The sequence below is a fragment of the Streptomyces sp. Ncost-T10-10d genome (genome assembly GCF_900091955.1).
Lineage (GTDB): Bacteria > Actinomycetota > Actinomycetes > Streptomycetales > Streptomycetaceae > Streptomyces.
Genome location: NZ_FMDF01000006.1, coordinates 12706 through 36128 on the forward strand (window position 1 = coordinate 12706; position 23423 = coordinate 36128).

Sequence of the window (23423 nt, forward strand, 5' to 3'; positions counted from 1 at the left end):
CGGCGTGCCCGAACAGTCGAAGAGCGAGCCCGTGACCGGCGGTGAAGCCGTCGTCCGGGCCCTGGCGGCTCATGGGGTCACCACGGCGTTCGGGATTCCCGGAACGCACAACCTGGAGATCTATCGGCATCTGGCCCCGTACGGCATCACGCATGTCACGCCCCGGCACGAACAGGGCGCGGGATACGCGGCGGATGCATACGCACGGGTCACCGATCGGCCCGGGGTGGCGATCACCACCACCGGCCCGGCCCTGCTCAACATCACGGCAGCGGTCGGCCAGGCATATTCGGACAGCGTGCCGCTGCTGGTCGTGTCGCCGGGGATGCCGTTGCGCCACCCCCGGCAGCCGACCGGTCTGCTGCACGAGATGCGCAGCCAGACCGAGGCACTGCGCGCGGTCGCGGCGTTCAGCCACCAGGTGTCGACGGTCGAGGAGATCGGCTCGGCGGTGGCGCGTGCGTTCACCCTGTTCCGTACCCGCCGTCCGCGCCCGGTCCATATCGAGGTACCACTGGATCTGCTGGAGACGGCGCAGCCCGCGGGACCGGTGCGGCTCGCGCCGCCGTTGTCCGCCCCGGCCCCGTCCGGGCCCTCGCTCCGGGACGCGGCCCGGGTGCTGCGCTCGGCCCGGCGGCCCGCCGTGGTCCTCGGCGGAGGGGCTCGGTCCGCGTCCGCCGGGTGCCGGGCGCTCGCCGAGGCGCTGGCCGCCCCGGTCGTCACCACCGCCAACGGCAAGGGGATCGTCGACGAGACGCATCCACTGTCGCTCGGGGTGTCGCTGCACAGCCCGTCCGTACAGAAGTGGCTGGCCGACTGCGATGCGGTGCTCGCGGTCGGCACCGAGCTGGCCGAGTCCGATCTGTGGTCCGCGCCGCCGCCGCTGGGCGGCACGCTGATCCGGGTCGACATCGACCCCGCCCGGATGTACGGGGGACTGCCCGCCGATCTGCCGCTGGTCGGCGCGGCGCGCCCCACGCTGGAGGCGCTGCGGGAGGCACTGGAGGAGGAGGCCACCGGGGACCCGGGCGCGCGGGACGGTGCCGCCGCGGTACGGGCGCTGCGCGCCGCGCGGGACGCCGAGACCGCGGAGCGCGACGCCCGCTGGGTGCCGTATCTGCAGGCCGCACGGGCCGTGCTGGACGCCGACGCGATCTGGACCTCGGACAGTGCGCAGTGCTGCTACTACGGCGCCCTGCCCCACCTGCCCGTCGGCCCGCGCGGGCGCTATCTGCACCCGACCGGCTTCGGCACCCTCGGCTACGCGCTGCCCGCGGCGATCGGCGCGAAGACCGCGTACCCGCACCGGCAGGTCGTGGCCCTCAGCGGGGACGGCGGGCTGCAGTTCTCCGTGCAGGAGCTCGCCACGGCGGCCCAGCTGCAACTGCCGCTGCCCGTCGTGGTGTTCGACAACGGGGGCTACGGGGAGATCCGCGACGAAATGACTGCGCGCGGCGACACTCCCACGGGCGTCGATCTGCCGTCCGTCGACCTGCCCGCGCTGGCGCGGGCGTACGGCGGCCACGGCACCCGCGCCGACACCCCTGAGGCGCTCGCCCGCGCCCTGTCCCTGGCCCTGAACACCCCTGGGCCCACCGTGATCACTGTGACCGAGGAGACTCCCCGATGACGACACCTGCGATGTCCCGCCCCACCGCCCCCGTCCGCCCCCCTCGATCTCGCTCACCTGGACCGACCACATCACCGGCCGCCAGGGGCACCTGGTCGTCGACCGGCTGGTACGCGGCGTGTCCAGTGGTGGGCTGCGGATGCGGGCCGGCTGCACGCTCGACGAGGTCGCGGGGCTGGCCCGCGGCATGACGATGAAGGAGGCCCTCCACTTCAACGCCGATGACACGGGGGCCCGCTACATACCGCTCGGCGGAGCGAAGGGCGGCATCGACTGCGACCCGCGCGACCCGGAGGCCTACGGCGTTCTGGTGCGCTATCTGCGGGCCGTGCGCCCGTACATCGAGAACGTGTGGACGACGGGCGAGGACCTGGGGCTCACCCAGGACATCGTGGACCGGGCGGCGGCCGAGGCCGGGCTCGTCTCCTCGATCCAGGCCGTCTATCCCCTGCTCGACGACGAGACGGCCGCCCGGCAGCGTCTTGCCGACGCGTTCGCCGTCGAGGTGGACGGCATCGGGCTCGACGAGCTGGTCGGCGGCTGCGGTGTCGCCGAGTCGGCGCTCGCGGCGCTGGACCGGGCGGGCGTCCCCTACCGGGAGGCCAGAGTCTCCGTCCAGGGGCTCGGCACCATGGGCGGGGCGACAGCGCGGTTCCTGGCGCGGGCCGGACTGACGGTGGTGGCCGTGGCCGACGTCAAGGGCACGATCGCCAATCCGGCCGGCCTGGATGTCGAGGCGCTGCTGGCAGCCAGGGACGGGTACGGAACGGTGGACCGCGGCGCGCTCCGCGACGGGGACCAGGAGCTGCCCGCGGACGCATGGCTGGAGCAGGAGGCCGAGATACTGGTGCCGGCAGCCGTTTCGTACGCGATCGATACCGCCAACCAGGAGCGGATACAGGCCCGTTGGGTCGTAGAAGCGGCGAATATGCCGGTAATTGCGGAGGCGGAGGCACTGCTCGCGGCGCGCGGGATCACGGTGTTGCCGGATGTGGTCGTCAACTCCGGTACGAACGCCTGGTGGTGGTGGACGCTTTTCGGTGACATCGGTGCCGACGCCGACGAGGCGTTCGGACACACCCGCCGCTCGATGCGGGCCCTGATCGACCTGATGCTGGCCCGCGCCGAGGCCGACGACTGCACCCCGCGGGCCGCCGCCCACGCCATCGTCGCGGACCGGCTGCCGGTGATGGCGGAACGCTTCGGCTGGTACCGCTGAGGCCAACTGCGCACCGCATCAAGGCCGTTCCGGTCGAGCGTCGACGGGTACGGCGGATTGCTGCCATGGCAGCTTCCCGCCAGCCCCGACCCAGCTCCAATTCGCCATGCTCCTGACACTCTCACCTCACCACCCCCTGAAAACTCACGAGTTCACGAGGTGAGAATGAGACGGACCAGATGGGCGGCGGTCTGCGCCACCGCGCTTGCCGCCGCCCTTGCCGGTGGAACACTGCCCGCAGCTGCCGACAACACACCCGCCTTCGCCGCCCCGTCCACATCCCCGGGAACAGCCGGCGGGAGCAGCACCGTCACCCTGCTGACCGGCGACGTGGTGACGTACTCCGGCCGTGGGAACGGCGTACAGATCAGCGCGATCGTGCCGGGCACCGGCCGCGAGGGCATGGGCTTCACCCGCTTCCGGGCCGGGGGCCACGAATACGCGGTACCGATCGACGCCATGGGCCAGATCTCCCGGGGCCGTGTGGACCAGCGGCTGTTCGATGTGACCGAACTCGTCGCCTCGGGCTACGCGGATGCCGATACGGACTCGCTGCGCATCCTCGTCGGTGGTGACGCAGGGTCGTCCGGGAGCCCGGACGCCCCGAAGGGCGCACGGGTCGCCGCGGCCTTCCCGGCCACGCGGACCACCGCGCTGGATGTGCCGAAGAAGTCGGCCGACACCGTCTGGAAGCAGCTCGGCACGCAATCGCAGGCCCGCACCGAGGGCATCGGCAAGGTCTGGCTCGACGGCAGGGTGCGGGCCACGCTCGACAGGTCCGTACCGCAGATCGGCGCCGACCGGGCGCATCGTGCCGGGATCACCGGGAAGGGCACCAGAGTTGCCGTTCTCGACACCGGCTACGACCGGGACCACCCCGATCTGAAGAGCGCCGTCGTCGCCTCGCAGGACTTCACCAGAGACGGCGACGTGCAGGACATGCAGGGCCATGGCACCCATGTGTCCTCGATCATCGCCGGTTCCGGGGCCGCCTCCGAAGGCCGGTACGCGGGTGTCGCACCGGGTGCGGAACTCGTCGAGGGCAAGGTGCTCGACAACGACGGCTACGGCTACGACTCCTGGATCCTGGCGGGCATGCAGTGGGCCGTCGACCAGGACGCCAAGGTCGTCAACATGAGCCTCGGCTCGACCGTGGCGTCCGACGGCACCGACCCGTTGTCGGCCGCCGTCGACAAGCTCTCCGCCGAGCACGGCACGCTCTTCGTGATCGCCGCGGGCAACAGCGGCGACCGGACGATCAGCGCACCCGGGGCCGCCGACGCCGCTCTGACGGTCGGCTCGGTCACCAAGTCCGGCGAGATGTCGGCGTTCTCCTCACGCGGACCGCGTCAGGGCCGGCCCGCCGTCAAGCCGGAGATCTCCGCCCCCGGCAGCGACATCGTCGCCGCGCGTGCCGTCGGCACACTCGACGACGCCGCCGTCACCGAGCGGTACGCCTCGCTCTCCGGTACATCGATGGCGAGCCCGCATGTGGCGGGCGCCGCGGCCCTGCTGGCGCAGCGGCACCCCGACTGGTCCGGCGCCCGGCTGAAGGCGGCACTGATCGGCAGCGCCGCGCCTGTGGACGGCGCGATGGTCTCCGACACAGGTTCGGGTCTCACCGACGTACCGGCCGCACTGGCCACCGCGGTGCTCGCCCAACCCGCCACGCTGGCCGCCCGCACCACGTACCCGAACGCCTCCGCCGAGCCGCAGAGCCGCGAGCTGACGTGGACGAACACCACCGACAAGCCGGTGAGGCTGAGGCTCTCCGCGGGGCAGGGCTCGGCGGTACGCCTCGACGCGCGGACGCTGACCGTGCCGGCGCGTTCCTCCGCCGTCTCGGAGGTCACGCTCGAACCCTCGCAGGTCGAGGCGGGCACGACGTACGGCGGGGCCGTGACGGCGACCTGGCCGGGAGGCGGACGGGCGAACGTACCCGTCTCGATCCAGGCCGATCCGGAGACGTACACCCTCACCCTGACCGGACCCGCGCCGCGTGAGGGCAGCGAGGCCACCTCGACGGGTGTGGTTCTGCAGAACGAGAAGACCGGCGCGTCCCAGGTTGTCGGGCTGACAGGCACCACGCCGAAGAAGGTGACGCTGCCGCGCGGCAGCTACCGCGCCCTCGGGCACACCTGGGAGTACGACAAGGTGGGCAACACCGTCGTCGGCACCACGGCGATCCACTTCGCCCGGCGGGTGACGGTGGACAAGGACACGTCGGTCGCGTTGGACACCAAGGAGGCGAAGCCGGTACGGATCGGGGTGGACGACGGGTCCGCCCGGGTGGCCCTCCAGTCGGCCACCGGCATCGCCTCACGGATCGACACCGGTTCCGGTGCCGTGGACAGCGGTCTGATCGCGCCGAGTTCCGCCGGCCAGTACCGCGTCGAGGCCGTGCCCACGACCGGGGCGGCGCTGGACGGGCTGACATTCTTCGGCGGGCTGAGCTGGCAGCAGCGGGAGGTCGACGCGCACGAGCCCGGCTCCTCGGCGAACGCGCTGAAACTGCTGCTGTCGCAGTACAGCATCTACAGCTGGCTGGGCACCGCGACCGGCGAGGTCGTCGACATCGGCACCGGTGCGGACACCGACCCGGCGTCGATGGACCTCAAGGGCAAGATCGTGCTGTGGACACCGGCGACCAGCCAGACCGCGTTCAACAACGCGCTCTACCAGAAACTGACCGACGCGGGCACGGCCGCCATCATGTACGTCGGCTACGGGCTCTCCGTCTACCGGCCGACGCCGGTGCTCCGGCTGGACGAGGCCGGCGTGCCCGCCCTGCGGGACCGGCTCGCCGAGGGGCCGCTGACCCTGACACTCGACGGCGTCAGCACCGGAGCGGATGCCTACTATCTGCACCACTCGGTCGACGGCCGGGTCCCGGCCGGGGCCGACTGGTTCGACCGGCGGTCCGGGCTGGCCGAGGTGCGCACGACAGAGCGCACCCATGGCTACCCGTCCGACCCCAAGGGCATGTACGCCTGGACCACCTGGCACGGGCTGACGCTCTACCAGCAGGTCACCCGCTACCGTCCGCCGTCGGAGCAGACGCTGTACTTCTCCCCGGACGTGGCATGGACGACGGCGACCTTCCACTACCAGTACGACGTCGGGGACTCGGTCTACCCGTTGGGCACGCTGGTCAGCGCACCCACCGTGTACCGCAAGGACGGCGACTACCGGGACGACTGGATGTCCGCCCCCTTCAACCCGGCGCTCGGCAAGCAGGCCGGTGCCGCCCAGGTCGTCAGGGAGGGCGACAAGCTGAAGGTGGCGCTCCCGGTGTTCTCCGACGCGGCCGGGCACCGGGCCGAGACGGCACCGGGTGCGGACAGCGGGAGCACGGTCCTGGCGGACGACAGCGGGAAGGTGCTGGCCCGCAATGCCGCACCGGGACGCGCCACGTTCGACCTGCCACGCAAGGAGAGCTGGTACCGGCTGACCGTCGATGCCTCGCGTACGTCACCGGATCCGGTGACCTGGATGCTCGGGACCAGGATCACCAGCGAGTGGCGTCTGCGCTCCGGGCACGAGTACTCGGCCGCACCGGCCCGGCTGCTGGACCTCGACTATCGGCTGCCGCTCACCGGCGAGAACGCGGCCGACCCCGCGAAGCCGCTCGACTACACGGTCGGTCTCTCCGCGCAAGGCAGCCACAAGGCGCTTCCCATCGCCTCGCTGAAGGTCTGGTACGCAACTGACGGCACCGACTGGAAGCAGGCCGCGGCGGCGCGCGGGGCGGACGGCCGCTGGAAGGTCACCGTGCCGGCCCTCGGGACCGCCAAGGTCGATCTGAGGTCCACCGTCACGGACACCTCCGGTGCTTCTCTGACGGAGACCCTGATCGACGCGTACAACTCCGGCTGCGCCGACATCTGGTGCTGACGGTGCAGGCCGGCGCCCCGGGCGTCGGATGAACAGGGGGCGGGGCCGTACCCGGCTCCGCCCCCCCCGCCTGCCCGGGCCCCGCGCATTCGTTAGGGTGACGCCGTGGCAAGAGTGCGGTTGAGCGTGGCGGAACGGCGCGAGGAACTCCTGCGCGCTGCCGTCGAACAGATCGAGGTGCGAGGGGTCGCTGCGGTACGGATCGCCGACGTGGCCGCCGTGCTCGGTGTGAGCAACGCGCTCGTGCTCTACCACTTCTCGACCAAGGAGAAGCTGGTCGCGGCCGCCTTCGCGCATGCCGCCGAGGCCGACCTCGCCCATCTGCGCAAGCTGCTCAGCCGCCGCACCAGTGCGGTACGGCGGCTGCGCGCCGCTGTCCGCTGGTACGCCCCGACGGGCCAGGCCAAGGGCTGGCGGCTGTGGATCGAGGGCTGGGCGGCCTCGCTGCGCGATCCGGCGCTGCGCAATGTGGCCGGCGATCTCGACCAGCAGTGGAAGGCGGAGCTGGCCGAGGTCATCGAAGAGGGCGCCGCCGCCGGTGAGTTCCACTGCGACGACCCGATGTCCGTGGCCTGGCGGCTGACCGCCCTGCTGGACGGTCTGGCCGTACAGATGACGTCGTACGCGGGTCCGCTCTCCCGGGCCACGATGCTGGCCTGGACCGACGAGGCTCTCGCCCGCGAACTCGGCATCGACCGTGCGGCACTGACGGCCTGAAACGCGTCTCCCCCTGGCGTCACCCCGGCGTGCCGGCTTCCCGGCGGTCCGGGTGGGGGATGGATGCCGAGCCGTACGGCGTCGCGTTCGGGCCGGATGGCGGCGATGGCGAAGGCCCCGGCGGTGAGCATGACCGCGGCGGCTATGAGGAAGGCCACGAGATAGCCGGCCGATTCCGAGCCTGCGGTGTCGATGATGCGGCCCGTGAGGAAGGGTGCGACGAGGCCGGGCAGCGTGCCGGTGGCCGCGACGATGCCGAACAGTGCTCCTCGTTGACGCGGGGGCACGACTTCCGCGGTGGTCATGTAGTGCAGGGGGATGGCGATGGCGTGCCCGCCGAAGGCCACCCCGATCAGCACGAGGCGCGGACCGGACGCATCGACGAAGGGGAAGACGGCCATCGCGGCACCTGCGACGACCACGGCGGTGCCCTGCAGGACACCGCTGGACCAGCGGCTGGACACCCCGCGCGATTTCAGTGCGTCGACGAGCGGGGAGAGGGTCAGCAGGAGGACGAGGCTGAAGGCGGAGATGACGCTGATGGTGGTGGCAGCGCGGGCGGGCGTCATCTCCAGCTGTGTTCTCAGATAGACGGGGAGCCAGGCCTGGCTGAGGGAGAGGGCCCAGGCCGCGCCGAAAGCACTGGCTATGGAGCCGAGTACGGTCCCGTTCAGCAGGAGTCTGCGGTAGGGCAGGCGACCGCCCGACGGCGGGATCGCGGCGGCCGCGGGTTCGGGGGCAGGTCCGAAGGAGCCGTCCTGCCCGAAGGGGCCGTCGTGTCCGAGCCTGAGCCAGGTCAGGCTCCAGACGACACAGGTCACCGCGAGTACCGCGTACGCCGAGCGCCAGCCGAAGTCGCTGATGAGCCAGGTGAGCAGGGGCGCCGATATGAGGGTGCCGAGAGCAGCGCCGCTGATCTGGAGCGCGGAGGGCAGTCCTCGTCTGGTGGTGGGAAACCACTTGTAGAGGGCGTGCATGGACATCGGGGCCGCGGGCCCTTCGGCGGCTCCCAGCAGCACGCGGCCGGCGATGAGCGTGGGCACGGCGGCCACGAAAAGGACCGGCAGCTGGGCGACGGCCCACACGATGGTCAGGGTGAGCAGGAGCATCCGGCTCGATATGCGGGACGCGGTGAAGCCGACGAGCAGCCCGGAGAGACTGAACAGGAGATAGAACGAGCTGGAGATCAGACCGTAGGTGCCGTTGCTGATGTCGAGTTCGTCCATGATCGGGACAGCGGCCAGACCCAGGACGGACTTGTCCGCGTAGTTGATGACCATGAAGGCCACGATCAGGGCAGTGATCAGCCAGGCGCGGCGGGGGTTGTAGCGGGGTTCGGGCACGCTCGGGTGCGGCGCTGCGCGGCCGGTGACGGGCTCGGTGGGGCGGGTGACCACGGGTGACTCCCGCGCGGGTGCGGGGGTGCAGATGGGCCCAGCTGGTGTGTCGAGGGGCCGCACGAGCCTGTGCCGTGCTCGTGGGTGTGTGGTGAGCCGGTGGGCGGGCCGGGCCGGGAGCTCCCGGCCCGCCGGGTCACACGAGCGATGTGGCGATGGCGTTCTTGTGGATCTCGGTGGTGCCGGTGACGATGCGGAACATGCGCAGCGTGCGGAAGATCTGCTCGACCTCGTGACCGCGGGTCAGTCCGGTCTTGCCATGGATCTGTACGGCCTGGTCGGCGACACGGAAGCAGGACTCGGAGGTGAACAGCTTGCACATGTTCGCCTCGACACCGATGCCTGCTCCCCCGTCGGCCCTGGCCGCGGTGGTCATCACCATGGAACGGGCGGCGTAGATGTCGGTGGCCATCTCGGCGAGCTTGTGCTGGATGGCCTGGAGGGCGAGCAGTGGGCGGCCGAAGACGACCCGGTTCTTGGAGTGGTCGACCGACAGGTCCCTGGCGCGGCGGGCGGCGCCGATCAGGGAAGGACAGTGCAGCAGACGGTTGAGGGTGATGCGTCCGATGCCGATCCGCAGTCCCTGTCCGATCTCGCCGAGGAGGTTCTCGGCGGGGATCCTGCAGTTCTCGAACAGGAGGTCGCCCTCCATCTGCTGGCCGGACATGGGGATTTCGCCGTCCAGCACCTGACAGCCCGGGGTGTCGAGGTCGACGAGGAAGGCGCTGTACGACTCCTCGGTGCCGGCCATTGCGACGACGACGACGGCGAAGTCCGCGAAGGGGGCGGCGGAGCTGAACACCTTGCGTCCATTGAGGACGTAGTGGTCGCCGTCCGGGGTCGCGGTGGTGGTCATGCGCCGGACGTCGGAGCCCGCGTCGTCCTCGGTGATGGAGAAGCAGCAGGCGCGCTCGGCGCGGATCACGGGCAGGAGGTAGCGCTGCAGCTGGTGTTCGGTGGCATGGTGGAGGATCGCTCCGGCACGCAGCGGGCCGCCCATGTCGCCGAGGACCGAGTGGGACAGGGCGGCACCCGAGGCGGTCAGCTCCTCCTTGAGTGCGCACAGTTCGACCAGCGACAGGCCCTGCCCGCCGTACTCCGGCGGCAGGTTGATGCCGTAGAAACCGAGTTCACGGCTTCGCTTCCACACCTGTTCGAGGACGGGCCGGTCGACCTTGGTCTCGGGAGTAATTCCCCGTTCCTGTTCGAAGGGGATCAACTCGTCGCGGAGGTAGGTGCGGAGCCTTTCGACGAGCTCCTGCAGACGGGGGTTGTCGTCGTACGACGGTTCGAGGGTGAAGGTCATGAGCGATGTCCGTTCAGTGCACGCGGCGTTCGGCGCCGGTCCAGTAGCGTTCGCGGATGGCACGGCGGTCGATCTTGCCGTTGGGGTTGTGGGGAAGAGCGTCGGTGAAGTCGATGGAGCGGGGCTTCTTCATGCGGGCGAGCCGGGACGCGCAGAAGTCGATGAGCTCGCTCTCCTGAAGCTCCGCGCCGTCGCGCAGGACGACGACGGCTTTGACGGCTTCGCCCCATTCCGAGTCCGGGATCCCGACGACAGCCGCCTCGAACACGTCGGGGTGCTGATGCAGGGCGGATTCGACCTCGACGGCGTAGATGTTGAAACCGCCGGAGATGATCATGTCCTTCTTGCGGTCGACGATGAAGATGTAGCCGTCGCCACGGCGCCGCGCGAGGTCGCCGGTACGGAACCAGCCGTCGTGGAAGGTCTCGGCGGTCAGGCGGGGTTCGTTGAAGTATCCGGGTACGACGTCGGGGCCCCGGACGGCGATCTCACCGATCTCGCCGTCGGCGACCTGGGCACCGGAGTCGTCGACGATCCTGATCTCGGCCTCGGTGAGGGGGCGGCCGCAGGACAGCAGCAGCTCCTCGTCCTGGCCCTCGATCGCGCGCCGGTGGTCGTCGGTCGACAGGAACAGCACGCCGGAGGTGATCTCCCCGCAGCCATATCCCTGGGAGAGCACGGGGCCGAACAGCTGCCACGCCTCTCGGATCCGCGCCGGTGACATCGGTGCGGCACCGTACATGAGCTGGCGCAGGCTGGAGACGTCGTAGGCACCCCGGTCAGGCAGTGCGAGCACCGTATTGATCATGGTCGGTACGACGAACGCATGCGTCGCGCGCTCCCGTTCGACGGTGGCGAGAAAGGCTTCGGCGTCCCAGCGCTCCATGACGACGGCGCACCCACCGGCGAAGAAGATGCCCATGAGAGGCATGCCCGAGGCATGGGTGACGGGGCCGGCCAGGATCTGCTTGTCCCCGAGGCCGACCCGGGTGTGCGCGTTCATCACGGATTTGCGCATCAGGGCGAGACGGTTTCCATACGTCTGTGTCGCCGCTTTGAGCTTGCCGGTGGAGCCTGAGGTGAAGTGCAGAACGGCTGTGTCGTCCTCGTCGCAGTCGATGTCGACCGGCTCGCGTCGGGTGGCGGCGAGGACCTCGGCGTAGCCGGGGCCGAGCTCGCCCGGTCCGTCGAAACCGATCACGCTCTTCACCTCGCTGCCCGGCACGGCCTCCCGGGCCGCCTCCACGTGGGCGGCGTCGACGAGAAGCACCCGGGCGTGCGACTCGCGCAGCAGGTGGGCCACTTCCTGTACGCCGAGACGTGCGTTGACGGGGGCACGCACCAGTCCGGCCTTGTACAGGGCCACTTCGGTGACGACGAGTTCGGCGCGGTTGGCCGCCAGTGTCGCGACGCAGTCTCCGGCCGTCAGGCCGAGGGCGCGCAGCGCGGTGGCGAGCCGGTCGCTGTGCTCGTCGAGGGCGGCATAGGTGAGCCGCGTGCTGCCGCAGACGACAGCTTCGGCTTCGGGATGGTGGCTGCTGGTCCTGCGTACATATCGCCCGAGGTTCATGACGACTCCGTAACTGAACAGTCTGTCTGCTAACGATCTCGATGGCGGGAAACGTAACGCGCGGCAGCCTGCCGGTCAACGGTTCGAAAGGAAGACGCAATAATCCAGGGCATGAAGACTGCAGGTGACCGCCGTGTCCGCCGCACCCACCGCGCCCTGCGCGCGGCGCTCGTCGACCTCGTCCTGGAGAAGGGATTCCACGCGCTCAGCGTGGAAGAGATCGCCGAGCGCGCCGATGTCGCCCGCGCGACCTTTTACGCGCACTACCGGGACAAGGAGGACCTGCTCCTCGGCATCGTCCGGGATCTGGCAGAGGACCGCGAGCGACTTCTGCCCGCCGTCGAACAGGCGCAGACACAAGGCTTCACCGGCCTTCCGGTGCTCTACATCTTCCGGCACGCGGAGCAGGAGAGGCGGGTCTACCAGGTCATTCTCCGAGGAGAGGGCGACGGGCGGGCTCTGCGCGAGTTCTCCGCGATCATCTGCAAGCGCGTCGAGTCCGTCTTCCGGGAGCGCGCGGCGCAGCTCGGCGTCACACCGCGCATCCCGTTCGACGTCATCGCCCGGGCCTGGACCGGCGAGCTCATCGGCGTGCTGACCTGGTGGGTCGAGAACGACACCGGTTACAGCGCCGCAGAGATCACCGGACACCTCCGGGACCTGTCCGTGTACGGCCGTGTCTGGGCCTCCGGACTCGCCCCTTCCGATGCCCCGGGCGCCTTCGACCCTCCGGCGGCCGAGTCGGGCGCATAGGTCTGCCGACCGGAACGGGCCTGGCCGCGTTTCTGGACACGCTGTACGGTAATGCTCAGTTGGCAGCACCGACGGGAGTGGGCGCATGACCGAAACACCTTCGCTGACCGAGCTGACCTGGGCGCGCGGATTCACGGACCCGGCCTGGGTCCGCCGACACACCACGTCCGGCCGCGAGACGGTGCCCAGCCGGCGCGTATGGCGCGGCAGGACGCAGCCGCTCGACGTACCGCGCACATTGCACGATCTCGAAGCGCTGGAGTTCACCACGTCGGGCGGCCGGTCGCTGACCCTGCCGGCGCTCTTCGCCGCCGCCCAGACGGACGCCTTCCTGGTCATGCACCGCGGCACCGTGGTCTATGAGCGCTACCTGCATGGATACGAATCCCACGTGCCGCACTTCAACGCTTCGGCGGCGAAGTCGTACATCGGCCTCCTGGCAGCGATCCTCGCGGACCAGGGGCTGCTCGACCGCGACGCGCTCGTCACCCGATACGTCCCCGAACTCACCGGAACAGCGTTCGGAGAGGCACGGGTCGACGATCTGCTGCACATGGGCACCCTGATGAGCTACGCCGGCCGGCCTTTCGACAAGGCGATCGAGGCCCAGCGGTACTTCGCCATCCTCGCCCCTCAGTTGCGCCCCTACGGCTACAACGGCCCCACCAGCATCCGCGAACACCTCGCCACCGCCCGGGCCACCGGCAAGCCCGGCACTGAATTCCGCTACGAGAACGGCAATGTCGAGGCCCTCGCAGAAGTCCTCCGCCGCGTCACCGGCATGAGCACATCCGCGCTGCTCGGCGAGGTGATCTGGTCCCGGCTGGGTGTGGAGGAGGACGGCTACTACATCCTCGACTCCGAAGGAACCGAGGCGGCGTGCGGCGGCTTCAGCGCGACCTTGCGTGACGTGGCCCGGCTCGGCGAGATGATCCGATGCGGCGGCGCGGTCGGTGACCGTCAGATCGTGCCCGAAAGCATCGCCACGACGATCGCCACCGGCACCCCGGACGGCTATCCCCGGCGGGTCCGCTTCCCGGCGGCACCCCCGGACTCGCCCGCTACGCTCTCGTACCACGACCTCTGGTGGATCCTGAACGATCCCTACGATTCCTTCATGGCCAGCGGCATCCACGGGCAGCGACTGTTCATCTCCCCCAAACTGGACCTGGTCATTGTGCACTTCGCCTCCCAGGTCATGTCGCCCTCGGTCCCCCCGGCGCCGCTGATCCCGGCCTTCGTGCGGATCGGCACCCACCTCGGCGCCGGGATCTGAAAGGCGCTCCGCCTGCTCGGCCGACGGAGGTCAGGTCTGGCGCAGGGGTGCGTACGCATCCCCTTGGAGTCCGAAGGTCCAGGCCACACCCTGCTTTGCGGTCCTCGTGCCGGGCGGCACCCGGAGCCAGTAGATGCGGTGGGTTCCGTCCGGCTCCGGGGTGGAGTTGACGACCTCGACCATCACCACGTCCTCGTCGCCGTCCAGCGCGATCCGCCAGAGGATGCCCGTCTCGTCCCGATGGACCGGCTCGGCGCCCGACTCGGTGAGATAGCGGTCGTAACCGTAGAACTCCAGCATCACGCGGCGCAGTTCCGCGTTCTCCTCCTCACGTATCCGTTCGGGAGTGAGGGAGTTCAGTTCCGCAAGGAATTCGGCGGGCACGGGCATGCCCCGCCAGGCGTGGAGTGCGAAGCCGTCGCGGTAGGCGAGCGCCGGGCCGTCCCCGCGGTCGAGCCGTCCCGCCTCGTCCCGGTGCAGCGCTTCGGGGCGCTCACTGATGACCACCACACGCTCGTACGGCCACCACCAGCCCGCGTGCCTCGCGACCTCGGCCAGCCCGTCAAGCCGCTCGCCCCGGCCGTCGAACGCGGCGAGCCAGGCCGCATCGTGCTGGCCCAGGACCGCGTCGAGCAGCACCAGCCGGACATCGGACTCGTCCTCGGGGCGCTCCGTGAGGTCCGCGACGACACCGGCCCTGATCCGCTCGGCGAGCGCTGCCGTGGTCTCCCAGAGCTGCGCCCCTGTGGCGGACCACAGGGCGGACCAGCCCGCCGGGCCCAACTCGTCGTACATCCGGCGCCGTTCCTGCGCCCAGGGCCGGGTCCGTACCTCGTCACGCACCGAGCGTCCGCCGTCGACGAGCTTTTCGACGGCCTCCACGGCGGCCCTCGGCGAGTCGACCCAGACGATCCGCTCCGGCTCGGCAAGTCCTGCGCTGCGGTAGGCGAGCCGCAGCCCGTCCTCGGCCGCGGCCCGGTCCGCCGCACCGGTCGCCGCTGCCACGGCCCGCCATGAGTCCACGTACTGCATCGGTCTTCCCCGTCCCCTGATTCCGTGTCGTTCAGTGTTGTGTGTAGGTGCTCCGGATCTCTGACCCGGCTCGCTGATCCGCTGGTGCCGGATGGGCCCGGCGGCGTCAGTCCGCGACGATGCGGACCGCGCCCGGGGCGTACTCCCGCTGGCGTACCACTCGGTACCAGCCCTTCGACAGTGGTATCGCCGCGTGCTCCTCGTGAACCACCCGCCCGCCTTCGGGGAGATGGAGCAGCATCGGCCCGAAGACACCCGCCTCGCGCATCAGCCGGCCCGGCCCCTGAACCGCGTGGGCATGGCCGGTGACCTCACCCAGCGCAAGGACCATCCGCCCACGGCCGTCCCTCGGTTCGCCCGGCGCGTCCACCAGATGCGCGGGCACCGCCGACTCCTCCAACGACACGATCAGTACATCGCCCTGCCGGTACACAGAAGTCTCCCCTCGATGGCCGCACCCGCTGTGCCGGCCACGAGGAAAACGCTAAGGGGAGGGTCTGACAATCGACCGGCGACCGGCTCCCACGGGCGTCGGTGGACACGTCACGGACCGTCCCCGGTCGCGCCGTTGTCAGTGCGGCTTGATAAACCTTGCGGACATCAGCCGTCCCCCAGTACCAGGAGCCCAGGGTCATGTCCGGTGTGGACCATCTGCACGAGTTGCTCGGCCTTCCCGCCGTCGACTTCCAGCACGCGACGAAGGAAGCACCGGTGCAGGCCGCCGATGCGGCGGCCTGGCGCATCTCGGTCGATCCGTACGACGACGAGTGCGAGATGACCTGGGAGGAGGCGTTCCAGGCGTTTGTCACGGCGGTCGACCCGGCCGGTGTGCGGGCCCTCATCATCGGTCAGTGGGGCGAGTCCTACGAGGAGACCTCGTCCTACCCGATCGATCTGGTCATCGCCGCGGCCGACCGGCTGACCTCGCTGGAGGCCGTCTTCGTCGGCGACATCATCCCGGAGCAGAACGAGATCTCCTGGATCGAGCAGTCCGATGTCACCGCGCTGTTGACCGCGTTTCCCGGCCTGCTGGAGCTGGGCGTGCGCGGCGGCACGGATCTGGTCTTCTCCGCCACGAAGCACGAGCGGCTGCGTTCGCTGACCATCGAGACCGGCGGCCTGCCGGTCGGAGTGATCCGCGGCGTCCTGGACAGCGAACTGCCCGCGCTGGAGCGGCTCGACCTCTGGCTCGGCGTCTCCGCGTACGGGGGCGACGCCGATGTGGCGGACCTGGCACCCCTGCTCTCCGGCTCCCGCTTCCCCCGCCTCCACCACCTCGGTCTGCGCAACAGCGAGGTGCAGAACGAGATCGCGGCGGCCGTCGCGGGTGCCCCGGTCGTCGCTCAGCTCCGTACCCTCGACCTGTCGCACGGCACACTGGGTGACGAGGGCGCGGCGGCGCTGCTGGACGGTCAGCCGCTCACCCATCTCGAACGGCTGGATCTGCACCACCACTTCATGACCGAGCCGATGGAACGCCGGATCACTCAGGCGCTGGAACCCCACGGGGTGCAGGTCGATGTGTCGGAGCGCGAGGAGCCCTGGGGCGGTCGCGGTGCCGAAGGCCGTTACACCGCGATCTCGGAGTGATGCGCGATGACTGACATCGAACACCCGGAGTCCTTTCACGGCCTGCCCGTCCTGACCCTGCCGGGGCCGGACGGGTCGCGCACCGACCCTCTCCCGGCCGCCGATTCGGTCGCGTGGCGGCTCGAGAGCGCCTGGCAGGGCGATCTGACGTTCACCTCGCTCTGGCAGCACTTTCTCGACGCGGTCGACACTTCGCGGGTGCGGGCTCTGCTGATCGGCCCCTGGTGGCAGGAGGAGTACGAATCCTTCGCGTCCGTCATCGAACTGCTGGCCGGCCATGCGGACCGCTTTCCGGCCCTGAAGGCGCTCTTCCTCGCCGATGTCGTCAGCGAGGAGTGCGAACTGTCATGGCTCGAGATGTCCGACATCACTCCGGTGATCGAGGCGTTCGGACGGTTGGAGGAGTTGACGGTACGCGGATGCGGCGAGCCGATCGACGGGAAGGAGACGCTCGGCCTGCGGCCGGTGCGGCACAAGGCGCTCAAATCGCTGCGGTTCGAGTCGGGCGGACTGCCGTCCGGCATCGTGCGGGCGATCGGAGCATCGGAGCTGCCCGCACTGGAGCACCTCGAACTCTGGCTCGGCGTGACCGAATACGGCGGGGACGCGACGGTCGAGGACCTCGCCCCACTGCTGTCGGGGGCGGCGTTCCCGGCGCTGCGACATCTCGGGCTGCAGAACAGCGAGATCCAGGACGAGATCGCGGCCGCGGTTGCCTCCGCCCCGGTCGTCGCCCAGCTGGAGTCGCTCTCCCTCGCGATGGGAACCCTGGGCGACGAAGGCGCCGGGTCGCTGCTCTCGGGCCAGCCGCTCACCCACTTGACCTCACTGGATCTGCACCATCACTACATCAGCGACGCGTTGGTGGACCGCCTCAGGAACCTGCTCGGTTCCGACCGGGTGAACGGCGAGGTCGACGAGGTCGAGTACTGGGATCCGGAAGGGGACGACGACCGCTATGTCGCCATCAGCGAATAGCGCCACCGGCCCGGCGCCGCGCTTCGTCGTCGTGGGTGTGCCCGGCAACCGCCGGGTCGCGCTCTTCCAGGACGCCGTGCGCGCCGCCGGGCTGCCGCCCGCGCGGGTCGTGCCCTGGCTGGACGTCCTGCGCGGCGAGGCCGCCTTCCGGCCGGGCGAGACCGTACGGATGGACTCGCCCGGTGAGGATGCCGAGGTGGAGCGGCTGCTGAGGGCGGTCGGCGATCCGGCCAGGGTCGAGGGGACCGCCCTGTGGTACGCCCGGTTCACCTCGGCTGTACGGGCAGTGGCGCGGGCGGCAGCCGCTTCCGGTGCCGTTCTGCTCGACGACCCCGACGATGTCGCGGTGCTGTTCGACAAGCGGCTCTGCCATGCCGTGCTGGACGGCGCCGGAGTGCCCGTGCCCGCGTCGCCGACCTCGGGAGCCGCGGCCCCCGCGGTGCGCGACTGGGCGGACGTACGCGACCGGATGGCGGCCCATGGCATGCCCCGGGCCTTTGTGAAACCGGCGCACGGTTCGTCCGCCTCGGGGGTGCTGGCCGTGGAGACGGCCGGACCCGGCCGGGTCAGGGCGACCACATCGGTGGAGCGCGACGCGGCCGGCCGGCTCTTCAACTCGTTGCGGGTACGTCGCTGTACGACGGAGCGGGAGGTCGCGGCGATCGTCGACGCACTCGCACCGGACGGGCTGCACATCGAGCGTTGGCTGCCCAAGGCCACCCAGCGCGGCCGCGCGGCGGATCTGCGGGTCGTGGTGGTGGCCGGCCGCGCCACCCATGCCGTCGTGCGCACCAGCCACTCCCCCATGACCAATCTTCACCTCGGTGGCGAGCGCGGAAGTCTCGACGACGTCCGTGCGGCCGTCGAAGCCGCGGGCGGCAGCTGGGCCGGGGCCCTGGCCGTGTGCGAGCGGGCAGCGGCCTGTTTCCCGGACACGCTGTGTGTGGGCGTCGATCTGCTGCCCGCGACCGGCTGGCGGCGCTTCGCCGTCGGCGAGGTCAACGCCTTCGGCGATCTGCTGCCACGGCTGACCGGCCTGGCCGGCAGCGGCGCCGAGGGCCTGGACACCTATGCGGCGCAGGTCGCCGCCGTACTGAACAGAGCAAGGAACCACCGTGCAGCCGCCACTTGCTGACATCGCGCCCGTCCTCACGGACGCCCGGAACCCCGACATGAGCGAGATCGTGGGCAGCCACGACCTGCTGCTCGTCACCCTGGACACACTGCGCTACGACGTGGCGGCAGAGCTCGCCGCCGCCGGACGCATCCCTCATCTGGCGCGCCATCTGCCGGACGGAGTCTGGGAGAAGCGGCATGCGCCCGGCAGCTTCACCTACGCCTCCCACCAGGCGATCTTCGCGGGATTTCTGCCGACACCGGCCGGCCGGGGGCCGCACCCCCGGCTGTTCGCTGCGCGTTTCGCGGGCAGCGAGTCCACCGCTTCGGGCACCTTTGTCTTCGACACCCCCGATCTGCTGTCCGGCCTCGCCGATGCGGGATACCGCACGGTGTGCATCGGCGGCGTCGGCTTCTTCAACCGGCAGGGGCCGCTCGGTTCCGTTCTGCCCGGCATGTTCCAGGAGAGCCACTGGGAACCGGAGTTCGGCGTCGCGTCGCCCACTTCCTTCGAGGCGCAGGTGGCCCGTGCCGAGCAGGTCGTCGCCGAACTATCCGTCGAGCAGCGGCTGTTCCTGTTCGTCAATGTGGCCGCCATGCACCAGCCCAACTGGTTCCACCAGCCGGGGGCCACGCGCGAGGCGGGCGATTCCCGCGCCACCCATGCCGCCGCCCTGGAGTACGTCGACGCCCACATCGGCCGGCTCTTCGCCGCCGCAAGCAGCCGTCGCCGCTGTTTCGTCATCGTCTGCTCCGACCACGGAACGGCGTACGGGGATGACGGCTACACCGGTCACCGGCTCGGTCACGAGTCCGTCTGGACCGTTCCGTACGCGCACTTCTTCCTGGAACCGGGGACCACCGCACCATGAGCCGCACCACGACCGTCTCGCAGACCACCCGCCCGTACCAGAGCTATGTCTACGCCTATCCGCACAAGACCGCCTATCGCCCCCTGGCCGACCGGCCGGCGTTGCGCGAGGTGTGGGCGGGAGAGCGCAAGGACTCGCTCTCGCTCTATCTCCACATACCCTTCTGCGAGGTCCGCTGCGGCTTCTGCAATCTCTTCACCCGGATCGGCGCTCCCGACGAGCTGACGACCCGCTATCTCGATGCTCTGGACCGGCAGGCCACCGCCGTTCGCGAGGCGCTGGGAGACACCGAGCCGGTGCGTTTCGCGGCGGCGGCGTTCGGCGGGGGCACTCCCACGTTCCTGACCGCGGCGGAGCTGGAGCGGCTCTGCGACATCGCGGAGAAGCGGATGGGCGCCGATCTGCGGTCCGTTCCGTTGTCGGTCGAGACGTCACCGTCGACCGCGACGGCCGACCGGCTGGCCGTCCTCGCCGACCGCGGGACGACCAGGATCAGCATCGGCGTGCAGAGCTTCGTCGAAGCCGAGGCGCGTGCCGCTGTGCGGCCGCAGCGCCGCGCGGATGTGGAGGCGGCGCTGGACCGGATACGTGATGCCGGCATCCCGATCCTGAACATCGACCTGATCTACGGCATCGACGGGCAGACCGAGGACAGCTGGCGCACCTCGCTGGACGCGGCGCTCGGCCGGCAGCCGGAGGAGCTGTATCTCTATCCGCTGTATGTCCGCCCGCTGACCGGTCTCGGGCGGCTCGGCGCCGACGGCGAGGCAGCCGCGGACGCCGCCTGGGACGAACAGCGGCTGCGGCTGTACCGCACGGGCCGGGACCATCTCCTCGCCCACGGCTACGAGCAGGTGTCCATGCGGATGTTCCGCCGCGCCGACGCCCCGCGGACGGACGGCCCCGACGACTACGCCTGCCAGACCGACGGCATGATCGGGCTGGGGTGCGGCGCCCGTTCGTACACCTCGAAGCTGCACTACTCCTTCGACTACGCGGTGGAGATGCGTGAGGTGCGGGCGATCATCGACGGCTACACCGCGACCGAGGACTTCTCGCGCGCCGAGGTCGGACGGTACGTCGACGGCGACGAGGCGCGCCGCCGCCACGTCCTGCAGTCCGTCCTCCAGGCCGAGGGGCTGCAACCCGCCGACTACCGGAAGCGGTTCGGCACCTCCCCGGCCGACGACTTCCCCGCCGAACTGGCCCGGTTCGAGGCGCGCGGCTGGCTCGACGCGACGGCCGGGGCATCCGGCCCGCTACGGCTCTCCCCCGAGGGCCTGGCCCACTCCGACGCGCTGGGCCCCGAACTCTTCTCCCCCGGCGTACGGGCCGCGATGGCCGCGTACGAACTGAAGTGAGCGCGCCCATGGACCTGACCATTCTCTACCGCGGTCCGCTCGCGTCGTGCGACTACGACTGCCCGTACTGCCCGTTCGCCAAGCGGCGCGACAGCCGGGAGCAGCTGCACGCCGACCGCGCCGCGCTGCAGCGGTTCACGGCGTGGGCCGCGGCGCAGACCGGCGACCGGATCTCGGTCCTGTTCACCCCGTGGGGCGAGGGTCTGGTCCGCTCCTGGTACCGGCGTGCGCTGGTCGAGCTGGCGCAGCTGCCGCACATCGGCCGGGTCGCGATCCAGACCAATCTCAGCGCCCGTACGGGGTGGCTGGCCGAGGCGGGGGACGCCGGCCGCGAGAAGATCGCGCTCTGGTGCACGTACCACCCGGGGCAGACACCGTACGAGCGGTTCCTCACCAAGTGCCGGGAGCTGACCGCGCTCGGCATCCGCCACAGCGTCGGTGTCGTCGGTCTCGACGACCATCTCGACGAGGCGCGGCGGCTGCGGGCCGCCCTGCCGGACGAGGTCTATCTCTGGGTGAACGCCGCGGAGGGGCACACCTACACGGACGAGGAAGCGGATCGGTGGACGGGTCTCGACCCGCTCTTCCCGTACAGCCGGCATCCGCACCGGTCGGCCGGGCTGCCGTGCCGCACGGGCGAGTCGGTCATCTCGGTGGACGGCGACGGAACGGTGCGGCGCTGTCATTTCGTCCCGGCGGAGCTCGGCAATCTCTACGACGGGAGCTACCGGCGCGCTCTCGGCCCGCGGGCCTGTCCGCTGGCTGCCTGCGACTGCCACATCGGCTATGTACATCTGGAGACGCTGCCGCTGTACGACGTCTTCGCGGGCGGTGTGCTGGAACGGATACCGGCGTCCCCGTTGTCGCCCCTCGCCGGACGGGCCTGAACCTCCAGCCCGTCCGGCGAGCGAGGGCACCACGGTGGCGGACGCCGCCTAGAGCGGCAGGAGGTCCGGCCGCTTCGCCTCGACATGGTCGCCGGAGGACTCGCCGCGCAGCCGCCGGCCGATCCACGGAACCAGGTACTCGCGCGCCCAGTGGATGTCGTCGCGCCGTACTTCGAGCGTGCCGCGCTGTGCCTGCGGGGGCCATTCCTGGTCGGGGTCGGCAGGCACATCGATACCGAGGACCTGGGCGGCGCGCAGCGCGACCCTGGTGTGTCCCTCGGGCGACAGATGGAGCCGGTCGTCGTCCCAGGCGCGCCTGTCCTGGACGGACCGCAGCGACCACAGGTCGAGGACCGGGCAGTCGTAGCGGTCGGCGATGGACCGCACATGGGCGGTGTAGGTGGCGATCTTGCCGCGCAGATGGCGCAGCACGGGAACGCCTCGGGTGTCGAAGCCGGTGGTGACCAGGACGGTGCCGACCGATTGGGTCAGCTCGGCGACCGCGCGCTCGAAGCGCTCGGCCACGTCGTCGGGGTCGGTGCCGGGCCTGATGATGTCGTTGCCGCCCGCGCAGAAGCTCACCAGGTCGGGTGCGAGCTCCTTGGCGCGCGGCACCTGCTCCTCGACGATCTGGTCGAGGAGGCGTCCGCGTACGGCGAGATTGGCGTACCTGAAATTCCCGTGAGCGGAGCCTTCGGTGCTCGTCCCCGCATCGGGGTCCGGGAGCTGGTCCGCGAGAAGTACCGCGAAACGGTCCGCCCAGCCGACGAAGGTTCCGTCCGGGCCGGGGTCGCCGACTCCCTCGGTGAAGCTGTCGCCAATCGCTGCGTACGACCCGATGACGCCATGTCGGTTGATGACGCCACGTTGATTTTTTCTCGAATCGTCTGCCACAAACGCTTATCCTGCACCGACGAATGTGACCTACGCGACCGTAATAAGGGGTTGACGGGTGGTGAGATAGACCACCCGGTCAGTTTTTGGTAAAGGGGGAATAAGCAGAAGGGGCGATGCGCTGCCGCGCACCGCCCCTTCTGTGTTGCTCAGGTCATGCTTTGCCGCTCAACTGCCCGGCCGTTCGGCTCAGACGTAGATGCCATGGGAAGCCAGGTACGCGATCGGGTCGATGTCCGAGCCGTACGCCGGGCCCGTGCGAACCTCGAAGTGCAGGTGCGGGCCGGTGGCGTTGCCGGTGGCGCCGGAGAGGCCGACCTGCTGACCGGTGCTCACGGCCTGGCCCGCGGAGACGGAGATCGAGGACAGGTGGCCGTACTGCGAGTAGTGGCCGTCGGCGTGCTTGACGACGACCTGGTTGCCGTAGGCGCCGCCCCAGCCGGCGGTGACGACGGTGCCGGAGGTGATGGCCTTCACGCTGGTGCCGGTGAAGACGGGGAAGTCGATGCCGGTGTGGCTGCCGCTGGACCAGTTGGAACCGGAGGCACGGTATCCGGTGGTGTGATTGCCGGGGACCGGGTGGGCGTAGCCGGAGCTGTTGCTCTGGCCTGCCGGGGCGGAGGTCTTGGCCCCCGTGCCTGTCGAGACCTTGGCCGGGGCGGACTTGGCCGGGGCGGACTTCTCCACGACCGACGAAGGCACCGAGGGGACCTTCGACGGGAGGGCCGCGCCCGCGCCGGCGCCGGCGCCGGTGGACGCGGCGTCACCCGACGCCTTGCCGCCGAGCGTCAGCTTCATGCCCGGGAAGATCAGGCCGGGGTCTTCACCGACGACCTTGCGGTTGTCCTGGTACAGCTTCTGCCAGCCGCCCTTGACGTTGTGCTCGGTGGCGATCTTCGACAGGTAGTCGCCGGAGACGACGGAGTACGTC

The 23423-nt window shown here is 70.4% G+C and carries 18 protein-coding genes and 1 pseudogene; 12 read left to right on the forward strand and 7 right to left on the reverse strand.

Annotated elements, in window-relative coordinates:
• Positions 1 to 4: 4 nt before the first annotated feature.
• The 4 genes from GA0115254_RS00545 to GA0115254_RS00560 all read left to right on the forward strand — a co-directional run bounded on the left by GA0115254_RS00545 (position 5) and on the right by GA0115254_RS00560 (position 7460).
• Complete coding sequence (locus GA0115254_RS00545) at positions 5 to 1630, forward strand: 5-guanidino-2-oxopentanoate decarboxylase (RefSeq protein ID WP_093893264.1); 1626 nt, start codon at positions 5 to 7, stop codon at positions 1628 to 1630.
• A 46-nt stretch (positions 1631 to 1676) separates the two neighbouring features.
• A complete protein-coding gene (locus GA0115254_RS00550; protein WP_093893265.1) occupies positions 1677 to 2849 on the forward strand; it encodes a Glu/Leu/Phe/Val dehydrogenase dimerization domain-containing protein in 1173 nt (390 codons plus the stop codon).
• 165 nt (positions 2850 to 3014) lie between these two features.
• On the forward strand, positions 3015 to 6743 hold the full coding sequence (locus GA0115254_RS00555) for a S8 family serine peptidase (RefSeq protein ID WP_093893266.1): 3729 nt from the start codon (positions 3015 to 3017) through the stop codon (positions 6741 to 6743).
• A 126-nt stretch (positions 6744 to 6869) separates the two neighbouring features.
• Positions 6870 to 7460 (forward strand): TetR/AcrR family transcriptional regulator, encoded by a 591-nt coding sequence (locus GA0115254_RS00560; RefSeq protein WP_093893283.1) that lies wholly within the window; start codon positions 6870 to 6872, stop codon positions 7458 to 7460.
• A 272-nt stretch (positions 7461 to 7732) separates the two neighbouring features.
• Here the strand turns inward: GA0115254_RS00560 and GA0115254_RS00565 are convergent.
• From GA0115254_RS00565 to GA0115254_RS00575, 3 genes and pseudogenes are all read right to left on the reverse strand, one after another.
• Positions 7733 to 8740, reverse strand: a pseudogene (locus GA0115254_RS00565) (MFS transporter); the annotation flags it as partial.
• Between the two features lie 253 nt (positions 8741 to 8993).
• Entirely contained in the window at positions 8994 to 10163 is a 1170-nt protein-coding gene (locus tag GA0115254_RS00570) for an acyl-CoA dehydrogenase family protein (protein WP_093893267.1), read from the reverse strand.
• Between the two features lie 13 nt (positions 10164 to 10176).
• On the reverse strand, positions 10177 to 11733 hold the full coding sequence (locus GA0115254_RS00575) for an acyl-CoA synthetase (RefSeq protein ID WP_093893268.1): 1557 nt from the start codon (positions 11731 to 11733) through the stop codon (positions 10177 to 10179).
• 111 nt (positions 11734 to 11844) lie between these two features.
• Here GA0115254_RS00575 and GA0115254_RS00580 point away from each other — a divergent pair, with 111 nt between their 5' ends.
• Complete coding sequence (locus GA0115254_RS00580) at positions 11845 to 12486, forward strand: TetR/AcrR family transcriptional regulator (protein ID WP_093893269.1); 642 nt, start codon at positions 11845 to 11847, stop codon at positions 12484 to 12486.
• A gap of 85 nt (positions 12487 to 12571) precedes the next feature.
• Positions 12572 to 13762, forward strand: a complete 1191-nt coding sequence (locus tag GA0115254_RS00585; RefSeq protein ID WP_093893270.1) for a serine hydrolase domain-containing protein — start codon at positions 12572 to 12574, stop codon at positions 13760 to 13762.
• Between the two features lie 30 nt (positions 13763 to 13792).
• On the opposite strand, the gene GA0115254_RS00590 is transcribed toward GA0115254_RS00585, so the two are convergent.
• Positions 13793 to 14794, reverse strand: coding sequence for a DUF6745 domain-containing protein (locus GA0115254_RS00590; protein WP_093893271.1), 1002 nt, complete (start codon positions 14792 to 14794; stop codon positions 13793 to 13795).
• Positions 14795 to 14900: 106 nt separating this feature from the next.
• Complete coding sequence (locus GA0115254_RS00595) at positions 14901 to 15227, reverse strand: hypothetical protein (protein WP_093893272.1); 327 nt, start codon at positions 15225 to 15227, stop codon at positions 14901 to 14903.
• 200 nt (positions 15228 to 15427) lie between these two features.
• On the opposite strand from GA0115254_RS00595, the gene GA0115254_RS00600 reads away from it, so the two are divergent.
• Genes GA0115254_RS00600 through GA0115254_RS00625 form a run of 6 tightly spaced genes read left to right on the forward strand, consistent with a single transcriptional unit; the run spans position 15428 to position 21598 of the window.
• Positions 15428 to 16384 carry an STM4015 family protein gene (locus tag GA0115254_RS00600; protein ID WP_093893273.1) on the forward strand — a complete coding sequence of 319 codons (957 nt, stop codon included), beginning with the start codon at positions 15428 to 15430 and terminating at the stop codon, positions 16382 to 16384.
• 6 nt (positions 16385 to 16390) lie between these two features.
• Entirely contained in the window at positions 16391 to 17362 is a 972-nt protein-coding gene (locus GA0115254_RS00605) for an STM4015 family protein (protein ID WP_093893274.1), read from the forward strand.
• Positions 17343 to 18497: an STM4014 family protein gene (locus tag GA0115254_RS00610; protein ID WP_093893275.1), complete on the forward strand. Its 1155-nt coding sequence runs from the start codon at positions 17343 to 17345 to the stop codon at positions 18495 to 18497. The genes GA0115254_RS00605 and GA0115254_RS00610 overlap by 20 nt, the downstream gene beginning before the upstream one ends.
• A 37-nt stretch (positions 18498 to 18534) precedes the next feature.
• Positions 18535 to 19350 (forward strand): STM4013/SEN3800 family hydrolase, encoded by an 816-nt coding sequence (locus GA0115254_RS00615; protein WP_093893284.1) that lies wholly within the window; start codon positions 18535 to 18537, stop codon positions 19348 to 19350.
• Positions 19347 to 20711 carry an STM4012 family radical SAM protein gene (locus tag GA0115254_RS00620; RefSeq protein WP_093893276.1) on the forward strand — a complete coding sequence of 455 codons (1365 nt, stop codon included), beginning with the start codon at positions 19347 to 19349 and terminating at the stop codon, positions 20709 to 20711. Before GA0115254_RS00615 ends, GA0115254_RS00620 begins: the two co-directional genes overlap by 4 nt.
• 8 nt (positions 20712 to 20719) lie before the next feature.
• Positions 20720 to 21598 carry an STM4011 family radical SAM protein gene (locus GA0115254_RS00625; RefSeq protein WP_093893277.1) on the forward strand — a complete coding sequence of 293 codons (879 nt, stop codon included), beginning with the start codon at positions 20720 to 20722 and terminating at the stop codon, positions 21596 to 21598.
• A 48-nt stretch (positions 21599 to 21646) separates the two neighbouring features.
• Here GA0115254_RS00625 and GA0115254_RS00630 read toward each other — a convergent pair whose 3' ends face one another.
• Positions 21647 to 22492, reverse strand: a complete 846-nt coding sequence (locus GA0115254_RS00630; protein WP_093893278.1) for an SGNH/GDSL hydrolase family protein — start codon at positions 22490 to 22492, stop codon at positions 21647 to 21649.
• Between the two features lie 189 nt (positions 22493 to 22681).
• Positions 22682 to 23423, reverse strand: a 742-nt coding sequence (locus GA0115254_RS00635; RefSeq protein WP_093893279.1) for a M23 family metallopeptidase, incomplete at its 5' end; no start/stop codon positions are given.